General features: G+C 32.5%; 21 protein-coding genes. 18 read left to right on the forward strand and 3 right to left on the reverse strand.

Going from position 1 to position 20,422, the window contains the following annotated elements:
* The first annotated feature begins 61 nt into the window (after nucleotides 1-61).
* The 16 genes from Q0870_RS02020 (at nucleotide 62) to Q0870_RS02095 (ending at nucleotide 15,409) form a co-directional block, all read left to right on the forward strand.
* Nucleotides 62-2,617, forward strand: coding sequence for a hypothetical protein (locus Q0870_RS02020; RefSeq protein WP_298550572.1), 2,556 nt, complete (start codon nucleotides 62-64; stop codon nucleotides 2,615-2,617).
* A 17-nt stretch (nucleotides 2,618-2,634) separates the two neighbouring features.
* Nucleotides 2,635-3,075 (forward strand): polymer-forming cytoskeletal protein, encoded by a 441-nt coding sequence (locus Q0870_RS02025; RefSeq protein WP_298550574.1) that lies wholly within the window; start codon nucleotides 2,635-2,637, stop codon nucleotides 3,073-3,075.
* Nucleotides 3,011-3,274, forward strand: coding sequence for an AtpZ/AtpI family protein (locus tag Q0870_RS02030; protein ID WP_298550576.1), 264 nt, complete (start codon nucleotides 3,011-3,013; stop codon nucleotides 3,272-3,274). Before Q0870_RS02025 ends, Q0870_RS02030 begins: the two co-directional genes overlap by 65 nt.
* Nucleotides 3,275-3,673 carry a hypothetical protein gene (locus tag Q0870_RS02035; RefSeq protein ID WP_298550578.1) on the forward strand — a complete coding sequence of 133 codons (399 nt, stop codon included), beginning with the start codon at nucleotides 3,275-3,277 and terminating at the stop codon, nucleotides 3,671-3,673.
* Between the two features lie 127 nt (nucleotides 3,674-3,800).
* The gene (gene atpB, locus Q0870_RS02040) at nucleotides 3,801-4,886 is read left to right on the forward strand and encodes a F0F1 ATP synthase subunit A (RefSeq protein ID WP_298550622.1); all 1,086 of its coding nucleotides are present in this window, start codon (nucleotides 3,801-3,803) and stop codon (nucleotides 4,884-4,886) included.
* Between the two features lie 19 nt (nucleotides 4,887-4,905).
* The gene (gene atpE, locus Q0870_RS02045) at nucleotides 4,906-5,115 is read left to right on the forward strand and encodes an ATP synthase F0 subunit C (protein ID WP_034042296.1); all 210 of its coding nucleotides are present in this window, start codon (nucleotides 4,906-4,908) and stop codon (nucleotides 5,113-5,115) included.
* Nucleotides 5,116-5,191: 76 nt separating this feature from the next.
* Nucleotides 5,192-5,686: a F0F1 ATP synthase subunit B gene (locus Q0870_RS02050; RefSeq protein WP_298550579.1), complete on the forward strand. Its 495-nt coding sequence runs from the start codon at nucleotides 5,192-5,194 to the stop codon at nucleotides 5,684-5,686.
* Between the two features lie 6 nt (nucleotides 5,687-5,692).
* Complete coding sequence (gene atpH, locus Q0870_RS02055; RefSeq protein WP_298550580.1) at nucleotides 5,693-6,229, forward strand: ATP synthase F1 subunit delta; 537 nt, start codon at nucleotides 5,693-5,695, stop codon at nucleotides 6,227-6,229.
* A gap of 28 nt (nucleotides 6,230-6,257) precedes the next feature.
* On the forward strand, nucleotides 6,258-7,838 hold the full coding sequence (gene atpA / locus Q0870_RS02060) for a F0F1 ATP synthase subunit alpha (protein WP_298550582.1): 1,581 nt from the start codon (nucleotides 6,258-6,260) through the stop codon (nucleotides 7,836-7,838).
* A 54-nt stretch (nucleotides 7,839-7,892) separates the two neighbouring features.
* On the forward strand, nucleotides 7,893-8,753 hold the full coding sequence (gene atpG, locus Q0870_RS02065; protein WP_298550584.1) for an ATP synthase F1 subunit gamma: 861 nt from the start codon (nucleotides 7,893-7,895) through the stop codon (nucleotides 8,751-8,753).
* Nucleotides 8,754-8,865: 112 nt separating this feature from the next.
* Entirely contained in the window at nucleotides 8,866-10,326 is a 1,461-nt protein-coding gene (locus tag Q0870_RS02070; RefSeq protein ID WP_298550586.1) for a polysaccharide biosynthesis C-terminal domain-containing protein, read from the forward strand.
* Nucleotide 10,327: 1 nt separating this feature from the next.
* The gene (gene dut / locus Q0870_RS02075; protein ID WP_298550587.1) at nucleotides 10,328-10,762 is read left to right on the forward strand and encodes a dUTP diphosphatase; all 435 of its coding nucleotides are present in this window, start codon (nucleotides 10,328-10,330) and stop codon (nucleotides 10,760-10,762) included.
* A gap of 96 nt (nucleotides 10,763-10,858) precedes the next feature.
* Complete coding sequence (locus tag Q0870_RS02080; protein ID WP_298550589.1) at nucleotides 10,859-11,878, forward strand: sugar phosphate nucleotidyltransferase; 1,020 nt, start codon at nucleotides 10,859-10,861, stop codon at nucleotides 11,876-11,878.
* A gap of 175 nt (nucleotides 11,879-12,053) precedes the next feature.
* Nucleotides 12,054-13,412: a tetratricopeptide repeat protein gene (locus tag Q0870_RS02085; protein ID WP_298550591.1), complete on the forward strand. Its 1,359-nt coding sequence runs from the start codon at nucleotides 12,054-12,056 to the stop codon at nucleotides 13,410-13,412.
* Nucleotides 13,412-14,179 carry a DUF4292 domain-containing protein gene (locus Q0870_RS02090; RefSeq protein WP_298550593.1) on the forward strand — a complete coding sequence of 256 codons (768 nt, stop codon included), beginning with the start codon at nucleotides 13,412-13,414 and terminating at the stop codon, nucleotides 14,177-14,179. The genes Q0870_RS02085 and Q0870_RS02090 overlap by 1 nt, the downstream gene beginning before the upstream one ends.
* Nucleotides 14,180-15,409: a peptidoglycan DD-metalloendopeptidase family protein gene (locus Q0870_RS02095; protein WP_298550594.1), complete on the forward strand. Its 1,230-nt coding sequence runs from the start codon at nucleotides 14,180-14,182 to the stop codon at nucleotides 15,407-15,409.
* A gap of 227 nt (nucleotides 15,410-15,636) precedes the next feature.
* Here Q0870_RS02095 and Q0870_RS02100 read toward each other — a convergent pair whose 3' ends face one another.
* Nucleotides 15,637-16,146, reverse strand: coding sequence for an acyl-CoA thioesterase (locus Q0870_RS02100; RefSeq protein ID WP_298550596.1), 510 nt, complete (start codon nucleotides 16,144-16,146; stop codon nucleotides 15,637-15,639).
* A gap of 55 nt (nucleotides 16,147-16,201) precedes the next feature.
* Complete coding sequence (locus Q0870_RS02105) at nucleotides 16,202-17,137, reverse strand: SPOR domain-containing protein (protein WP_298550598.1); 936 nt, start codon at nucleotides 17,135-17,137, stop codon at nucleotides 16,202-16,204.
* A gap of 266 nt (nucleotides 17,138-17,403) precedes the next feature.
* Here Q0870_RS02105 and dprA point away from each other — a divergent pair, with 266 nt between their 5' ends.
* Nucleotides 17,404-18,507, forward strand: coding sequence for a DNA-processing protein DprA (gene dprA / locus Q0870_RS02110; RefSeq protein ID WP_298550600.1), 1,104 nt, complete (start codon nucleotides 17,404-17,406; stop codon nucleotides 18,505-18,507).
* On the opposite strand, the gene trpS is transcribed toward dprA, so the two are convergent.
* Nucleotides 18,504-19,472, reverse strand: coding sequence for a tryptophan--tRNA ligase (trpS, locus tag Q0870_RS02115; protein WP_298550603.1), 969 nt, complete (start codon nucleotides 19,470-19,472; stop codon nucleotides 18,504-18,506). The genes dprA and trpS overlap by 4 nt on opposite strands.
* A 115-nt stretch (nucleotides 19,473-19,587) precedes the next feature.
* Here trpS and Q0870_RS02120 point away from each other — a divergent pair, with 115 nt between their 5' ends.
* Nucleotides 19,588-20,331 carry a lysophospholipid acyltransferase family protein gene (locus Q0870_RS02120; protein WP_298550624.1) on the forward strand — a complete coding sequence of 248 codons (744 nt, stop codon included), beginning with the start codon at nucleotides 19,588-19,590 and terminating at the stop codon, nucleotides 20,329-20,331.
* The last annotated feature ends 91 nt before the right edge of the window (nucleotides 20,332-20,422 follow it).

A 20,422-nucleotide genomic window follows, 5' to 3' on the forward strand; every position in this document is an offset into this window, starting at 1 on the left:
TACCACTCTATATAATAAATATAGGAGATTATAGTTATTATTTAGACTAAAAATACCAGCATTGAAGACACCTACTAAAGCCATATTACTAGTTTTAATCCTTACTTTTTTAGCATTTAGTTGCTCAAGAAAAAAAGATAAATTCATTAATAGAAACTTTCAAGCCATTACTGCAGAATTTAATGCGCTTTACAATGGCTACAATGCCTTAGAGGAAGGCAAAAAATCACTTAACGAGGCTTATTTTGATAATTATTGGGAAATATTACCCATAGAGCGTATGCAAATTTTTGAAGATATTGTGCTACCTGGCCAGTCTAAAAACGAAAATTTTGCAAGAGCTGAAGAGAAAGCAGCAAAAGCTATTCAAAAGCATAGCATGAATATTGATGGTAAGGAGAAGAACCCACAAATGGATGAAGCTTACTTACTTTTAGGTAAAGCTAGATATTTCGACCAGCGTTTTGTTCCAGCTTTAGAAGCCCTGAATTATATTCTTTACAAATACCCTGCAAGCGATAAGATTAATCAAGCTAAAGTATGGCGAGAAAAAGCAAATATTAGACTAGATAATGATGAATTAGCCATTGAAAACCTTAAACGCCTTTTAAAACAAGAAGATTTAGAAGGTCAAGATTTAGCTGATGCAACATCCATACTTGCACAAGCGTATTTAAATACTAAAATTATTGATACAGCTATTACTCAGTTAGAAATAGCATCAAACGCTACAAAAAATAATGATGAAAGAGGCCGTTACCGTTTTATTCAAGGACAGTTATATAATAAATTAGGTTATAAAGACAGTGCTAATATTGCTTTTAATAAAGTTATAGAACTCAATAGAAGAACACCTAGAATCTATATGATTTCGGCTTATTTAGAGAAAGTCAAAAATTTCGATTTTGAAAATGGAAATAAGTTAGAAGTCACCGAATTACTTACTGAACTTGAAGAAAACAGAGAAAATCGTCCATATCTAGATAAAATTTATCACCAAATTGCAGCCTATCATTTAAAAAATGGGTCAGATTCATTGGCAGTTGCGTATTACAATAAATCTTTACGAACAGATACAAGAGACAAGTTACTTAAAGCTAAAAATTATGAAACTTTAGGAGATATGAATTTTGATGCTTCAGTTTATGCTGAAGCCGGAGCATATTATGATAGTACTATGAGTAATTTAGTGCTTAATTCCAAGCCATTTCGCGTTATAAAACGTAAGCGAGATAATTTAGAAGATGTTATTTATTATGAATCTATTGCTAAAGTAAATGATAGTGTTTTAAGGTTAGTAAATTTAACTGAAGCAGAAAGATTGACTTATTTTGAGTCTTTTGTTGAAGATTTAAAGGTTAAAGCTGAAGAAGAAAAAGAAAAACAAGAAGCTGATGAACGTAATAGTGGTTTAGCAACAGTTAATACCATTGGGTCTCAGGTAAATAAAATAGGGTCTCAATCACAATCAAACATTTTTTATTTTTATAACCCAACAACAATAGCTTATGGTAAAAATGAATTTGTGAAATTTTGGGGAGATAGACCACTTGAAGATGATTGGAGATGGTCAACTAAAGGTATTTCTAGTGCTACGGATAATAATGCAACAATTGATGTAGCTTCATCTGCTTCAGAAGAAGAACGATTTGACCCTCAATTCTATATATCTAAAATTCCTTCTGGAGAAAAAGAAATAGATAGTATATCTAAAGACCGTAACTATGCTTATTATCAATTAGGATTAATCTATAAAGAGAAATTTAAAGAATACGAATTAGCAAAGGAGAAATTCCAAAACCTTCTCAACAGTAACCCCGAGGAAAGACTCATATTACCTTCAAAATATAACTTATATAAGATTTATGAGTTGTTAGGAGAAAATGGAGAAGCATCAATTGCAAAAGATGAAATTATTGCTAAATATCCAGATTCAAGATATGCAACCATATTAAAGAATCCTGAATTGGTTACCGAACGAGACGAAAATAGCCCTGAAAGCTTATATGAAGCCTTGTACATTCAGCATGAAAATCAAGAATATGCCAATGTTATTTCAAAAAGTGAAGCGTATATAAAAACCTTTGATGGCGATGCCATGGCACCAAAGTTTGAATTATTAAAAGCTACAGCTACAGGCCGTTTATATGGTTATGACGCATACAAAAAAGCAGTTAATTATCTGGCTATTACTTACGCCAACACCTCAGAGGGTAAGCAAGCTCAAAACATTGAGTCTAATATTTTGCCTAAATTAGCAAGTAAAGAATTTGTTAAGGAAACCGATAGTATACCTGATAATTATAAAGTGATTTTTCAGTTTAAAGATCAACAGCCAGAAACTATCTCAAGCTTTAAAGAAACATTAGATGAGGTTTTAGAACATGTTAAATATTATAAGTTGAATGCCTCAGTAGATGTGTATAACCCAAATACAAAACTTGTAGTGGTTCATGGATTGAAAACGGAACAAGTAGCAAAAACTTTTAATCAGTTGTTAACTGAAGAAGATCAAGATAAAATAAAAGCCCCTTATTTTGTAGTATCATCTACAAATTATAAAATCATTCAAATTCATAAAAATTTGGATGCCTATTTGAATATCGATAACAATTAACTTAACCCCAAATTATTATGTTCTCTGAAAACAAAAAAGAAAAGCAAATGACAGAAGGCACATCAAACCAAAATATTATTGCTCAAGGCACTAAAATGGTTGGCGACGTAACAAGTCAAGGTGATTTAAGAATAGATGGTATTATTGAAGGAAATATCAAAACATCAGGAAAAGTAGTTGTTGGTAAATCTGGATTAATAAAAGGAACCTTAAACGGAACAGATGCGTATTTTGAAGGTAAGTTTTCTGGTAAACTAGCATTGTCTGGGACACTTACTTTAAAAGCATCAGCACATATTGAAGGCGAAGTTGTTGCTGGTAAATTAGCGGTGGAACCTGGAGCAACATTTAATGTTACATGCGTTATGAAAGGTACGGTAAAAGAGATGAACAATGGCGGACAAGCAACAATACAACAACAGCAACAAAGAAAGCCAGAAGCTGGAAAAACAGCTTAATACTTACGCCAGATATTCAGGACTTGCTGTTCAAATGTTTGCTATTATAGGTGTTGGAACTTTTATAGGTTATAAGTTAGATGAAAATTATCCTAACAAACATAACTTATTTACGCTTTTTGCCACATTGTCTTCTGTAATTATATCAATAATATATATAATTAGGCGTATTATTGCAACTTCAAAAGAGGAACAATAAATGAATAATCTTTTTAAAAAGAGAGAAACTAACTTTCTTATTCAACTCATTGCTTTAAGTGTTTTGTTATTTGGTGTTCATAGCTATTTAAACTTTCATTTTGTAAAAGGAGTTGTATTATTTTTTCCGTTGTGGCACATCTATGTATTTCATGTAGTTACTATCATTATAATTTATACATTAATTAACTACCGAGAGTCTATTGGTAAAACAGAAGTATTCAATACCTTTATATTAGGAATGCTTTTAAAAATGGTATTAATTATGGTATTTTTATTGCCATGGATTTTATCAAAACCAGAACAAAAAGGTAACGATCTTGCTAACTTTTTTATACCTTATTTTGTTTTTCTTACTTTTGAAGTTTACTCTGTGACCAGAATTCTTCAAAAAAAGTAACAATTTTATCATCACAACATAGTTAAAAATATACTGCTAAATAATCATTAAATTATTATTTGCAAATTCATTTTATGTGTGTACATTTGCACCGAATTTAAAGCAAGGTATTTTTAAGCGATACGGAATGATATTAAACACCTTTAAAAACGTATTATTTTCTGCACTATTTATAGCAATATCATTTGCTGGATATGCTATTGAAGATATAGAGAACAAAGACGATAAAGAGTTCAACCCTAAAGAGATGATTTTGCATCACGTAAAAGACGCTCATGGTTTTCATCTTTGGGACTGGAAAGGACACTCAGTATCACTACCATTACCAATTATACTTTGGACAGACAATGGATTAACTACATTTATGTCTAGCGAATTTCATCATGATGATTCAGGACATACTATTGTTGAAAAAAATGGTGAAAAATTCGTGAAATTTCACGAAAAAATATATCAATTAGATTCAAATGCGAACACAATTGCATTTGATGAAGAACATCATCCTACTAACGCCTCTAAGCCATTAAATTTTTCTATTACAAGAAACGTTTTTATGATGTGGGTTTCTGTAATCGTATTATTATTAATCTTTTTTGCAACCGCAAGAAATTATAAAAAATCTAAAGATAATGTACCTACAGGTATTGCGGGTTTTATAGAGCCACTCGTAATATTTGTTAGAGATGAAATTGGAAAACCAATGATTGGTGAGCATAAATATAAAAAGTATATGCCTTACTTATTAACTATATTTTTCTTTATATGGATTAATAATATATTTGGTTTAATACCAATTTTAAATGGAGCTAACTTAAGTGGGAATATTGCATTTACGTGTACGCTAGCGGTATTTACTTTTATAATCACAACATTTAGCGGTAACAAGAATTATTGGAAACATATCTTTTGGATGCCAGGTGTTCCAGTACCAATGAAAATATTTTTAATGCCTATTGAAATTATCGGGATGTTTGTAAAACCAATTTCGTTAATGATTCGTTTGTTTGCTAACATTACAGCAGGTCACGTTATTATATTAGCATTAATGTCATTAATATTTGTTTTTAAGTCTGTTGCAATTGCACCAGTATCTGTAGCATTCTCGTTGTTTATTACAGTTATTGAAATTATTGTTACAGCAATACAAGCATATATATTTACAATATTGTCGGCCCTTTATTTTGGAATGGCAACAGAAGAAGAACATCATTAATTAATTTAAATTTTATATTATGACTATTACTGGAATTGCAGCTATTGGAGCTGGTTTAGCAGCTATTGGAGCTGGTGTTGGTATTGGTAAGATTGGTGGGTCTGCTATGGAAGCTATGGCACGTCAACCAGAAATGCACGGAAAAATTCAATCTTCTGCATTAATCTTAGCAGCCTTCGTAGAAGCGGTAGCACTGTTTGGTGTTGTTGTTGCTTTCTTACAAGGGTAAAAACATTAAGAATACTGAAGTAACGGTTGGTTACTTCAGTGTTTTTTAAAATTTAAGTTATTTAAAACAAAAAGAAATGGATTTAATTACACCTGAGTTTGGATTGGTTTTTTGGACAGCAATTACATTTTTAGTATTGCTATTCATTTTAAGAAAATTTGCTTGGAAACCTATTTTAGGAGCTGTTGAAGAGAGAGAAGAAGGAATTAAAAATGCATTAGACTCTGCTGAAAAAGCGAAGTTAGAAATGCAAAACCTTCATGCAGATAATGAACGTATTTTAAAAGAAGCTAGAGCAGAGCGTGAAACCATGTTGAAAGAAGCACGCGAAATCAAGAATAAAATGATTGATGATGCTAAGGGAGAAGCTCAAGAGCAGGCTAATAAAATTATAGAGCAAGCTCAAGCAGCTATTGCGGGCGAAAAGAAAGCAGCTATTGCAGATTTAAAATCGCAAGTAGCTAACTTATCAGTTGAAATCGCCGAAAAAGTAGTACGTACTGAATTATCTAACAAAGACAAACAATTAGAATTGGTTGAAACGATGTTAGGTGAAAAATCATTAAACTAAGTTATAATGGCGGGAGCAAGAGCAGCAATACGTTATGCAAAAGCATTATTAAGTTTAGCTACAGATCAAAAAACTGCCGATGCAGTAAATAATGATATGAAGCTAATTGTTGATACTATAGCAGATAATAAAGAGTTAAACGATGCGCTTCAAAGTCCTGTAATTTCTTCTTCAGATAAAAAAGCAGTTTTATTAGAAGTATTTAAAAAATCTAATAAGAACACGTTGAGTCTAATTGATACTCTAATGAGTAATAATAGAATTTCTATTATAGAGCATGTAGCATCAAAATACAACCAGTTATTTGATGAATCAAAAGGTATTGAAGTAGCAACAGTTACTACTGCAGTAGAATTATCAGCAGGTTTAAAGAAGAAAGTTTTAGCAAAAGCAAAAGAACTTACAGGTAAAGATGTTGAAGTAGAAAACATCATAGATGAAAGCATTTTAGGTGGTTTCATATTACGTATAGGAGATGTGCAGTACAACGCAAGTGTTGCAAATCAACTAAATAAATTAAAACAAGAATTTACATTAAACTAAGGTCTTTTAGATCTAAATAAACAATAAGATGGCAGAAGTAAAACCAGCTGAAATATCAGCAATCTTAAAACAACAACTTTCAGGTTTTGAGGCTAGCGCTTCATTAGATGAAGTAGGAACTGTATTAACCGTAGGTGATGGTATTGTTCGTGCTTACGGATTAGCTAACGCGCAATATGGTGAGTTAGTAGAATTCGAAGGCGGATTAGAAGGTATTGTACTGAATCTTGAAGAAGATAACGTAGGTATCGTATTATTAGGAGGGTCAGTAGGAATCAAAGAAGGTTCAACTGTAAAACGTACGTCTAGAATTGCTTCTATTAATGTAGGTGAAGGTATTGTTGGTCGTGTTGTTGATACATTAGGTAACCCAATTGATGGTAAAGGACCAATATCTGGTAAAACTTATGAAATGCCTCTAGAGCGTAAAGCACCTGGAGTTATTTTTAGAGAGCCAGTAACTGAACCATTACAAACAGGTATCAAATCAATTGATGCAATGATTCCTGTAGGTCGTGGTCAACGTGAGTTGGTTATTGGTGATCGTCAAACTGGTAAAACAGCAGTTTGTATTGATACCATCTTAAATCAAAAAGAATTTTACGATGCAGGTGAGCCTGTATATTGTATATATGTTGCTGTAGGTCAAAAGGCTTCAACTGTAGCTTTAATCGCTAAAACATTAGAAGAAAAAGGAGCTTTAGCTTATACAACTATAGTTGCTGCAAATGCATCAGATCCTGCTGCAATGCAAGTTTATGCACCGTTTACAGGAGCTTCTATTGGAGAATATTTTAGAGATACTGGTCGTCCAGCTTTAATTGTATTTGATGATTTATCAAAACAAGCAGTTGCTTACCGTGAGGTATCTTTATTATTACGTCGTCCACCAGGACGTGAGGCATATCCTGGAGATGTTTTTTACTTACACTCTAGATTATTAGAGCGTTCAGCTAAAGTTATAAACAATGATGAAATTGCTAAGGATATGAACGACCTTCCAGATTCTTTAAAAGGAATTGTAAAAGGTGGTGGGTCTTTAACTGCTTTACCAATTATTGAAACACAAGCAGGTGACGTTTCTGCATATATTCCAACAAACGTAATTTCTATTACTGATGGACAAATCTTCTTGGATGGAGATTTATTTAACTCTGGTGTACGTCCTGCAATTAACGTAGGTATCTCGGTATCTCGTGTTGGTGGTAATGCACAGATTAAATCAATGAAAAAGGTGGCAGGTACATTAAAATTAGATCAAGCGCAATTCCGTGAGTTAGAAGCTTTTGCAAAGTTTGGTTCAGATTTAGATGCGGTTACTTTAAATGTAATTGAAAAAGGTAAGCGTAATGTTGAGATCTTAAAGCAAGCTCAAAACGATCCGTTTACTGTTGAAGATCAAGTAGCAATTATCTATGCGGGATCTAAAAACTTATTAAAAGATGTTCCTGTTGAAAAAGTAAAAGAATTTGAAAGAGATTTCATTGAATTCTTAAAGGCTAAACATGCAGGTGTTTTAAGTACATTAAAAGCAGGTAAATTAACTGATGAGGTTACAGATACATTAACAACTGTAGCAAAAGATTTATCAGGAAAGTATAGAGCATAATAATAAATTTAATGTCACTCTAAGCACAGTCGAAGAGTCTTTATAAACTAAAGAATGGCAAATTTAAAAGAAATACGTAACAGAATATCATCAGTATCTTCAACGATGCAGATTACCAGTGCCATGAAAATGGTATCGGCTGCAAAGTTAAAGAAGGCACAAGATGCTATTACAGCAATGCGTCCTTATGCAGATAAGTTAACGGAGCTTTTACAAAGTTTAAGCGCCACTTTAGATGCAGATTCTGGAAGTACATTTTCTGAACAACGTGAATTAAAGAAAGTGCTTTTAGTACCAATTACTTCTAATAGAGGTTTGGCTGGAGCATTTAATTCAAATATTATTAAGGAAGTTAATAAGCTAACTGATGAAACTTATGCTAATCAAGAGGTTTCTTATCTGGTTATTGGTAAAAAAGCCAATGATGCCTTTAAGAAAACCAATAGAGTTATAGCTAATAAAAGTGAGGTTTATGACGATTTAACCTTTGATAATGTTGCTGAAATTGCTGAGTTATTAATGGAAAAATTTGTTGATGGCGAATTTGATAAAATTGAAATTGTTTACAACAAATTTAAAAATGCAGCAACTCAAATTGTTATGACTGAACAGTTTTTACCAATTGTTCCAGTTCAAGGTGAAGCTAATACTAATGCAGATTACATCTTTGAACCATCAAAACTAGAGATTGTTGAAGAATTAATCCCTAAGTCTTTAAAAACACAATTGTATAAAGGGATTAGAGATTCTTTTGCTTCAGAGCATGGTGCACGTATGACGGCAATGCATAAAGCAACTGACAATGCTACTGAGTTAAGAGACCAACTTAAATTAACATACAACAAAGCACGTCAAGCAGCTATTACGAACGAAATCCTTGAGATTGTTGGAGGTGCTGAAGCTTTGAATAGTTAGAGGGTCATTCAGAGCGTAAGCGAAGAATCTATATAAATCAAAACCTAACTTTAACGAGTTAGGTTTTTTTGTTATAAAAGCACTATTTTTAGCCTATTAAACTATCTACTTTTTGAGCGCACTTAAGTCATTATTTAAGCAGACATTTATTTACGGGTTAGCAACTGTGCTGCCAAGAATGTTAAGCTTTTTGTTAGTGCCACTTTATACAACAGAAGGCGTTCTTTCATCAGTAGCTGAATATGGACAATTACAGCTCATCTTTTCATATTTCGTTCTATTCAACGTGATTTTAGCCTATGGTATGGAAACTGCTTTTTTTAGATTTTTTAATAAAGAAGATGATAAAAATAACGTTACGAGTACAGCAGTAGTATCATTAGTTTTTACTTCATTTGGGTTTTTTATTCTCGCATGGTTATTCAAAAACCAAATATCAAGCTTGATTGATATAGACTTGAAATATATCAAACTCGTTACTTGGATTCTATTATTTGATGCTCTGGTTATTATACCTTTTGCTTGGTTGAGAGCCAATGAAAAACCAATGCGTTATGCGGTGATTAAAATTTTTAATGTCGTTATTAACATAGGTTTAAATTTATTCTTCCTTTTGGCATTAAAGAACTTAGCTTCGAATAGTATATTATTTGAAAGCATCTATATTCCAAACTTTGAAATCAATTATATTTTTATAGCAAACTTAATAGCAAGCGGCGTTACTCTTTTATTAATGTTTCCTTTTTATGCTAAAATCAAATATAATTTTGATAAAGTTTTATGGAGAAAAATGATAAAATATGCAACACCAGTATTAATAGCGGGGATTGCATTTTCAATTAATGAAACTTTTGATCGAATTTTATTAGATTATTTACTACCTGAAAATATTGCAAAAACAGAAATTGGAATGTATTCAGCGTGTTATAAACTAGCTTTGTTTATGACATTGTTTGCAACAGCTTATCGATTAGGCATTGAGCCTTTTTTCTTTAGTCATGCAAAAACTGAAAATCCACAAAAAAATTATGCAAGAATATTAGAGTTTTTTGTGGCATTTGGTGCAATCATTTTACTAGCGGTTGTTGTTTTTGCAGATATATTGAAACCCATCATTGTAAGAAGTGAAGAATATTGGGAAGCCATGTGGGTTGTACCCATTATCCTTATTGCAAACTTTTGTTTGGGTATTTACCACAACCTTTCAGTTTGGTATAAAATTACAGACAGAACTAAATTTGGGGCTTACATTTCTGTATTTGGTGCACTATTAACCCTTGGATTAAACTTTTGGCTAATACCTATAATAAGTTACAAAGGCTCAGCTATAGCAACCTTAATGGCTTATGCTTCCATGATGTTATTATCTTATTATTTTGGAAGGAAGTATTATCCAGTCCCGTATAACCTAAAAAAAATAGGAATCTATCTGTCACTTTCAATCATTTTATCAATCGTTTCATTTTACCAATTTAGAGGTCAATATATTATTGGAATTTCCTTGTTAATTGTATTTTTGGGAATTGTATATATGTCTGAAAGAAAACAGATTAAACAATTTTTAAAAAAATAGCATGCAAATAAAAATAATAAACAAATCAAGGCACGATTTACCACATTATGAAACCATAGCTTCAGCAGGCATGGATTTACGGGCTAGTTTAACAGAATCTAGAATATTGAAACCTTTAGAACGAACCATAGTTGGCACAGGGCTGTTTTTGGAGCTCCCTGTTGGCATTGAGGCACAAGTTCGTCCAAGAAGTGGTTTAGCAGCTAAAAAAGGCATTACGGTGCTTAATGCGCCAGGAACCATTGATGCAGATTATAGAGGCGAAGTAGGTGTTATTTTAGTGAATCTCTCAAACGAAGATTTTACCATTAATAACGGAGAACGTATTGCTCAATTAGTCATTGCAAAACATGAGCGTGCAGAATGGAAAGAAGTTGAAACGCTTTCTGAAACAGATAGAGGCTCAGGTGGTTTTGGTAGTACTGGAGTCTCTTAGGAAATCCTGCGAGGTTTTAAAAACCTTGTAGGTATAAAAGTTAAAAGAAATAAAAATAGATTTCCGCCTTCGCGGAAATGAAAAAACATTTATTCAATGAAAATAATAGTACCAATGGCAGGTCGAGGATCTCGATTACGCCCACACAGTTTAACAGTACCAAAACCATTAATTCCGGTTGCTGGACAACCCATTGTTCACCGTTTGGTAAAAGATATTGCTAAAGTATTAAAACAACCAATAGAAGAAATAGCCTTTGTTTTAGGAGACCCAGCATGGTTTGGCGATGATGTAGTTTTAAGTTTAAAAGATTTAGCCAAAGGATTAGGGGCAAAGGCTTCTATTTATCGCCAAGATCAACCTTTAGGAACAGGTCACGCTATTATGAGCGCAGAACCATCACTTTCAGGGCCAGCGGTTATTGCTTATGCTGATACGTTAATTAGGGCAGAATTTGATTTAGATTCAACCGCAGATAGCGTTATTTGGACAAAACAAGTGGATAATCCTGAAGCTTACGGTGTTGTAAAATTAAACGATAACCAAGAAATCGTTGAGTTGGTTGAAAAACCTGAAACATTTGTAAGTGACCAAGCGGTAATAGGTATCTACTATTTTAAAGATGTTGCTGTTTTAAAAGGAAAACTACAAGAAATTTTGGATGAAAACATTATGAATGGTGGCGAGTACCAAATTAACGATGGTATTAAGCGTATGATGGCTGATGGTAAAGTTTTCAAAACAGGAACTGTAGATGAATGGATGGATTGCGGTAATAAAACCATTACGATAGAAACGAATCAACGTATGCTCGGGTTTTTAAAAGCAGATGGCGAAGAGCAGTTAGTAGCATCCTCAGCGAAATTAGAAAATTCAAATATTATTGAACCTTGTTTTGTTGGTGAAAATGTGGTGCTTAAAAACACAACTATTGGTCCTTTTGTATCGGTTGGAAATGGCACAGTTATTGAAAATTCAACCATAGAGAATAGTTTGATTCAAACAAATTCTGAAATTAAAAACGCCAATTTAAATAATGCTATGATTGGTAATAATGTTAAATATAATGGCGAATTTACTAGCATTAGTATTGGTGATTATTCTGTTTTAGAGTAAAATTCCTTTGAAAAAAGGAATCTCCTAACGGATAAGAACAAAATAAGTTTAAGCTAAATATTGACGGATGGTTGCGTTAGGGATTGCAGTGGAAAGCCCACAGCCCGACAAAGGAGGTGCGAGGACTTGTAACGAAAAGCCCGACCTCTTGTGGGTAACGCCCAAATAATATGTAATGAAAAGATTAATTTACATACTTTTTTTATTCGGAATACTTTTGCTTCCGCAGATAAACTATGCGCAAGTAGATTTTAATAAAACACCTGATGACGATTTAGGGGATAATGAAGATAAGTTCCAAGAGTTGTTTTATGAGGCTCTAAAACAAAAAGGAATAGAGAATTATGATAGAGCTGCTGAGGCTTTGCAAAAATGTATAGATATTGATGATTCCGTACCTGTTTTATATTTTGAATTAGGTAAAAGCTATAATAAACTTAAAAACTTTGGAGCTGCAGAAGATGCTTTTAAAGAAGCGGTAGATAAAGACCCAGATAATGAATGGTTTTTAGATGAACTTTACGGGTTTTATGCTTCCCAAAATGAGCATGAAAAAGCTTTAAAAACGGTTAAGCAACTTGTTAGGTTTCATCCTGATTATAAAGAAGATTTAGCTTCACTTTATGTGCGAACGAAAAAATATGATGAAGCCTTAGAAATTTTAGATGCTTTAGATTCTAAATTTGGAATTTCGGTTAGCAGAGATATGATGCGAAACCGAATTTATGAAGCTACAGGACGTAAAAAAGACCAAATAGAGAATCTGGAAACGAGAGTTGAAAATAACCCTGAAAAAGAATCAAATTATTTGGCACTCATTTTCCGCTACAGCGAAAACAATGAAAAAGAAAAGGCTTTTGAAACCGCTAAAGAACTTCTAAAAATCAATCCTAATTCTCAATTAGTACATTTAGCTTTATATAAATTTTATTTGGATGATAATGAGGCTGAAAAAGCTATTGAATCAATGAAAATTGTGGTTAAAAGCACTGAAATAAAGCCTGAGGCCAAAGTAAAAGTACTAAAAGATTTTGTGAATTTTGTAAAAAATAATCCAGAATATGAAAGCGATTTAGTTGAAGCTACAGCATTGGTTAGCGATACTGATAATAGTAAATCTGTTGAAGAGTTAGGACAATATTATTTAGCTAAAAATGACAAAGTTAAAGCATTAGAGAATTTTGAAGCAGCATTAAATTTAGAACCCAACAACTTTGGAGTTTTACGAAATGTGTTATTACTATATATAGATTTAAAAAAGTACGATTTAGCAAAAGAGAAGAGTGGTGAAGCACTTGAAATATATCCCTCTCAGCCCATTTTATATTTAATAAATGGTGTAACTCTGAATGAATTGAATCTACCTAAGGAATCACTCGAATCCTTAGAAACTGGATTAGATTACATTATTGATGACACTAAAATGGAAGCCGATTTTTATAACCAATTAAGTAAAGCGTATACCTTGCTAAACAATACAGCTAAAGCAAAAGCGTTTAGTGATAAGGCAAAACAAATACAATCCCCAAATTGATGCAAACAACTAAGAAAATTATTTTAACTTTAATTGTGATGATTTTGTTTAATTGCAAATCTGCAAAAACAATTAGTAATGGTAAAGCAAATTATAATTTGTCTACTAGGCAATTAATAAAAGAAAATGCTAAACAAGCTGCCTCTTTTAAGACACTACAATCTAGACTTAAAATCACTTATAGTCAAAAGGGAAAGTCGCAAACAAATACGGTTAGTTTTAGAGTTAAGAAAGACGAAGCGCTATGGATAAGTGCTACTTTTTCGGTAATTAGAGCCTTAGTTACACCCACGAAAGTGAGTTTTTACAATAAGCTTGATAAAACCTATTTTGATGGTGATTATAAGTATTTAAGTGATTTGTTAGGTACGGAATTAGATTTTGATAAAGTTCAAAACTTGTTATTAGGTGAAACTTTATATCGTATGAAGGCAGGCGATTATAAAGCTTCAGTTGGTGATAGTTCTTATATTGTTCAGCCAAAAAATCAACGCGATTTATTTGAAATTTTCTTTTTGCTAAATCCGTCAAACTTTAAAGTGAAGTCTCAACAAATTTCAGAACCCAGAGAATTTAGACATTTACAAATTGATTATTTAGCATACCAGGATGTTGACACACAAATTATCCCAGAACGCATTAAAGTAATTGCAGTTGAATCTAGCGAGGAAATGACTGTAGAGTTAGAAATGAAAAACGTGTCTTTAAATGAAGACTTACGTTTCCCGTTTAAAATACCATCAGGATTTAAAGAAATAGAGCTTTAAATGAAAGTGAATAGGCTTACATATAAATTTGCTTTTATTTTAGGGTTTTTGTTGTGTAGTGGTTTTGGTTTTTCGCAAAGTAATAAGCAAAAACAATTGGAATCTCGCAGACAAGAACTTCGTAGAGAAATTCAAAAAATTAACGAGTTACAAACCGAAAATAACTCCAAAGCAAAATCTGAATTATCTTTAATTGAAGATTTCAATTATAAAATCAATGTACTTTCTAACTTAATAAAAGTTACTAATCAACAAGCTAATTTACTAACCCGAGAAATTAGCTCGAATCAAAATAAAATTTCAAGCTTAAGAGATGAATTAAAGCAGTTAAAGGAAGCTTATGCAGCAATGATAGTGAAGTCGTATAAAAGTAAAAATCAACAGAGTAAAATCATGTTTTTACTGTCTTCTGATGATTTTAAGCAGGCCTATAAACGTTTAAAGTATATAAAACAATATTCAGAACACCAGAAGCAACAAGGCGAAATTATTAAGGCTAAAACCTTCGAACTTCAAGATATTAATGTGCAATTATTAAAACAACAGGAGGACAAAAAGAAACTAATTGCTGAAAATAGAGTTGTTCAAAGATCTTTAGAAACTGAGCGGAAGCAACACCAAACACTAATGGTATCAATAAAAAAGAATTTATCTAGATATGCATCGCAAATAAAGAAAAAACAACGAGAAGCAAATAGAATTGATAGAGAAATAGACCGTATTATTAAAGCTGCAATAGTAAAGTCTAATAAAAAAGCAGGAAAAACAACAAGTTCTAAAAGTTTTGCTTTAACTGCCGAAGAAAGCGTGTTAGCATCTAACTTTATTTCTAACAAAGGTAAGTTGCCTTGGCCAGTAGAGAAAGGCTTTGTACGTTTAGGCTACGGGACACAACCACACCCTATTGATAGATCGTTAACCATTAAAAGTAACGGTGTTCGTATAGCTACTGAAAAAGGAGCAAAAGCTCGAGCGGTTTTTGATGGTGTGGTAAGTGAAATTTTGAAGATGAGAAATGTAAATCCTATAGTGATGATTCGCCATGGAAATTATTTAACCCTTTACAGAAACTTATCTCAAGTTTATGTAAAAAAGGGTGATAAGGTAAAAACGAAACAGGTTATTGGTGAGGTTTTTACCAACCCTTCAAATGGAGAAACTGTTTTGAGTTTTACTTTATCTAAAGGAACATCTACAGAAAATCCTGCGAGTTGGATTTATAAAATGTGACACAAGATGCCATCCTGAATTTGTTTCAGGGTTTCATAAATAAAGAAACTACAATTATTATTTGAAGTTCTGCATTCGCGTTCAATCTCACTAAGTTAAAGTTGTTATGTCAGTCTGAGCGCAGTCGAAGACCAATTGAAAATTAGTTTTCCATTAGTATTTAGTAGCATGAACTACCAATATTATATGAAGCTCCCCGACGCAGGAGGGAGCGACTGCCGAAATATTTAATCAAACAATGCTTTTAACTCTGTAGCATCACTTGGTTTTATTTTACCAGCCAATAATAAACTTAGCTGTTTACGGCGCAATGCTGCTTCGAAACGTGCTATTTCAATATTAGTTTCTGGAGTTACTTCAGGTACCTTCACAGGGCGCCCTGTTTCATCTACAGCAACAAAGGTGTAAATAGCTTCGTTGGCTTTGGTTCTGGCACCAGATTCTCTGTCTTCCATCCAAACATCAATATAAATTTCCATAGAGGTGTTAAAGGCACGAGATACTTTAGCCTCAACGGTTACAACACTTCCCAAGGGTACAGCTCTATTAAACGCGACGTGATTTACGGAAGCTGTAACCACAATACGTCTTGAGTGACGACGGGCAGCAATACTTGCCGCACGATCCATACGTGCTAATAATTCGCCACCAAATAAGTTGTTTAACGGATTGGTTTCACTAGGTAAAACCATATCTGTCATGGTTGTTTTAGATTGTTCGGGAGTTTTTGCTTGCATCGTTACGTTTTGATGTGGCAAAGTTACGTATTATTGAAGTAAAATGATTGCTAAACTAGTCTAGCTTTTTAACCAATAACCAAGCATCACTATTATGCGTTCTTTTAATAGTTCGCAAAGCTTTTAAGGCGTCAAGTCTGCCTTCGTAGCTAGAATATACAACTTGGTGTAAACCGTATTTATTAGCACCAATTTTTCTAGCACTAAATCCATTAGATTTTAGTTGTTTAACTTTTTTATCACAGTTTTCTTCAACTCTAAAAGCACCAGCAACAATATGGTAATTACCAGTTTGCTTTGTTACATTTAAAGTAATTGCTGGTAACGGATTTAAATTAAAAGTAGCTTGTTGAATTTTAGTATCTAACTGTTGTGTAGCTTGTTCTTGGGCTAATTGATTATGTGTCTCAATTTGATTTACATAAAATTTTGATGCTCCAAAACCACCTAGTGTTAAGGCAATTAAAGCCACTGCAGCATATTTTAAATACGATTTCGACTTACGTTTTTCTGGAGTGACTGCAATAGGAACTACTTTTTCTATAGCTTTAACTTCTTCTTTATAGACCTCGCGAATTACAGGATGTGTTTCAAATTCTGATAGACCAAAAGAATCGGTTAAATAATTTAGATGATATGTTGGTTCAAATAAAATTTTACCCTCTTTATTAAAAACAATTTCTCCAATATTATTAAAAGTAAGTGTTTCGCCTTGCGTTAAGTAAGATTTAAGAAGCTTAACACGTTTAGCAATTTTTTTGTTAGCTACTTCAAAAGGGATTTTTTTTACATCAGCAATGTAATGTGCTAGTAATCCATCATTTTGTTGAATTTGCTCATTAAAAGACACTACTTTTTTTGGTGCATGAAATGTATTTGATGCATCATCAATAGTTGCAGATACCCGTTGTGTTAAGAATGAACCAAACTCAGGAATGGTTACACACTCGTATCTATATAATAAGTCGCTAATGAAGGTTTCTAATTGCATGAAAACAAAGTTAAAAAAATGTGCTTTCCAATAAAATTTAGGCTTAACTATTTATTAACAATATAAAAATTCTTTTATTGTAGTACCAATTCAGCTATGAAATGTTACATAAAGAAATTGAATTATTTTTAGTTAGAATAAGGCAAAAAAGTAAAGCATAGCAGCGTTACGGTTTTCTTTTTTAACGAAATTATAGCTAAAAAGAAACGATTTATATGTGATATTTTATAGTTAAATTGGTATAATATCAAAATCAATAAGATAGCATGACAGAAAATAATTTGCTTTACACTTTGGCGCTTCAACATGTTCCGAATATTGGAGGTATTACTGCAAAAAGACTCATTTCTCATTGCGGTTCTGCCGAGGCTGTTTTAACAGAAAAGAAGCAAAACCTTCTAAAAATTGATGGTATAGGTAGTGTTACAATTAGCGATTTGTTTAAAACCCATCATTTAAAAGAGGCAGTAAAGGAGATTCAATTTATTCAAGAAAATGGTATAGATGTGTCTTATTTTCAAGATGATAATTATCCTGAAAAATTAAAACATTGTATTGACGGTCCTATTTTGTTATTTCAAACTGGGAATATAGATTTAAAGAAACAACATATTATTAGTATTGTTGGCGCTAGAAAAATTACTACAAATGGTATAGCGTTTTGTGAAAATTTAATTGAACAGTTAGTGCATTACAACCCTATTATTGTTTCTGGATTTGCCTACGGAACAGATATTACCGCTCATAAATCAGCTATGAAACATAATTTACAAACCGTAGCTTGTTTAGCACATGGAATGAATCAAATTTATCCTAAAGTACATAAAAAGTATATGGTGGATATGGAAAAAAACGGTGGATTTTTCACGGATTTTTGGAGTAGTGACACTTTTGACAAAAACAATTTTTTAAAGCGAAATAGAATTATTGCAGGTTTGAGTGAAGCTACAATTGTTGTTGAATCTGCCGAAAAAGGGGGAAGTTTAGTTACCGCAGATATTGCCAATTCTTATAATCGAGATGTGTTTGCTGTTCCAGGAAGAGTTGGAGATTCTCAAAGTATTGGGTGCAATAATTTAATAAAGCATCAAAAAGCACATATGCTTACTACACCTCTGGATGTACCGTATATTTTGAATTGGGAGTTAGAAGATGATAAAAAGCCAGCCATCCAAAAACAATTATTTGTTGAGTTAGATGCTACTGAAAAAACAATTTATAATTACTTAAACGAAAACGAAAAGCAGCAATTGGATAGTATAGCTTTAAATTGTGAAATACCTATTTTTAAAGTAGCCAGCATTCTATTGACTATGGAATTAAAAGGTGTTATTAGACCGCTACCTGGGAAATTATTTGAGGTGGTTTAGTACCCAACCTTCTCACGAACCCTTCCTAAAACATCATCAGCAACCAACTTCGCTTTTTCGGCACCAATAGCTAAAGCTTTATCAATTTCTTCAAGGTTATTCATATAATAATTATAACGCTCTCTTGGTTCAGCAAAAGTTTCTAAAATCAATTCATATAAAGCTTGTTTAGCATGCCCATAACCATAACCGCCATTTTCGTAATTAGCTTTCATTTCGGCTATTTGTACATCATTTGCCAATAAACTATAAAGAGCAAAACAGTTACAAGAGCTCCAATCTTTAGGCTCTTCAAGTGGTGTACTATCTGTTTGGATGCCCATAATTTGTTTGCGCAGTTTTTTATCGGCTAAAAATATATTGATGGTGTTATTTCTACTTTTACTCATTTTTTGGCCATCGGTACCAGGAATAAGTTTGGTGTCTTTTTGCACTTCAGCTTTAGGTAAAACGAATGTTTCTCCAACTTTAGCATGAAAACGAGAGGCTACATCACGCGTCATTTCAATATGTTGTTCTTGATCTTTTCCAACAGGAATTATTTCGGCATCGTACAGTAAAATATCGGCAGCCATAAGCATTGGGTAGGTAAATAACCCCGAGTTTACATCTTCTAATCTATCAGCTTTATCTTTAAAACTATGCGCTAATGTTAAACGTTGGTATGGAAAGAAACAGCTTAAATACCAGGATAGTTCGGTTACTTGCGGGATATCACTTTGTCTGTAAAATACAGTTTTTTCAATATCTAAACCAAAAGCTAACCAAGTTGCAGCTGTCGAGTAAGTGTTTTCGCGTAACGTTTTTGCATCTTTTATTTGAGTTAGCGTATGTAAATTTGCTATAAATAAATAAGAATCATTTTTAGGGTTTTCAGCCATTTTAATTGCTGGCATAATAGCGCCTAAAATGTTTCCTAAATGTGGTGTTCCTGTACTTTGTATGCCTGTTAGTATTCTTGCCATAATATTTCCCGCGCAGGCAGGAATCTTTTTAATTAGTAATCTAAATCATGTAACCGTTAGCAAAGGTAAACGTTTTAATAAAATAGCTCAATACAATTATGTATTTTTGAACTTCATGGTTATTTTTAAATACATATTTTGGATATTGTATCGTATTTGGTTTTATATACTTGTAGCCTTACCAATACTTATACTTTTCCCTATTCTGTTAATTTCTATTGCTAAGGAATCTTGGTATCCGTTCTTTTTTAGGATTGCCAGATTATGGGCAAAATTTATTTTAATAGGTATGGGATTTGCATATAAAATTGAGCGCGATCAAATTCCAGAAAACAGTAAAAGTTACATGTTTATTGCTAACCATACCTCTATGGCCGATATTATGCTTATGCTAGTTTCGGTTAAAAATCCTTTTGTATTTGTTGGTAAAGCCGAATTAGTCAAAATTCCATTGTTTGGTTTCTTTTATAAACGTACTTGTATTTTGGTGGATAGAAGTTCTGCAAAAAGCAGGCAAGCCGTTTTTTTAAGAGCGCAAAGTAGATTAAAAACTGGTGTTAGCATATGCATTTTTCCAGAGGGTGGTGTACCAGAAGAACATATTCTGTTAGATGAATTTAAAGATGGTGCGTTTAGGTTGGCTATAAATCATCAAATTCCAATAGTACCAATTACTTTTGCAGATAATAAAAAGCGATTTTCATATACTTTTTTTAGTGGAGGTCCAGGAAAAATGAGAGCTAAAATCCATAAGTTTATATCTACAGAAGGATTGAAAATTGATGATACTAGAAGTTTAAATAATAAATCGAAAGCCATTATTTTAAAACAACTTCAACAATTTAATAATATAAAATAGTGGAATATATTTAGTTGTCTAGTCCTAAATAGTCGATACAGATTATTAAAGGATTAAATTTATTAATTAAAACTGAACAATCATATGATTG

The sequence above is a fragment of the uncultured Algibacter sp. genome (assembly GCF_947487575.1).
Classification (GTDB): domain Bacteria; phylum Bacteroidota; class Bacteroidia; order Flavobacteriales; family Flavobacteriaceae; genus Algibacter_B.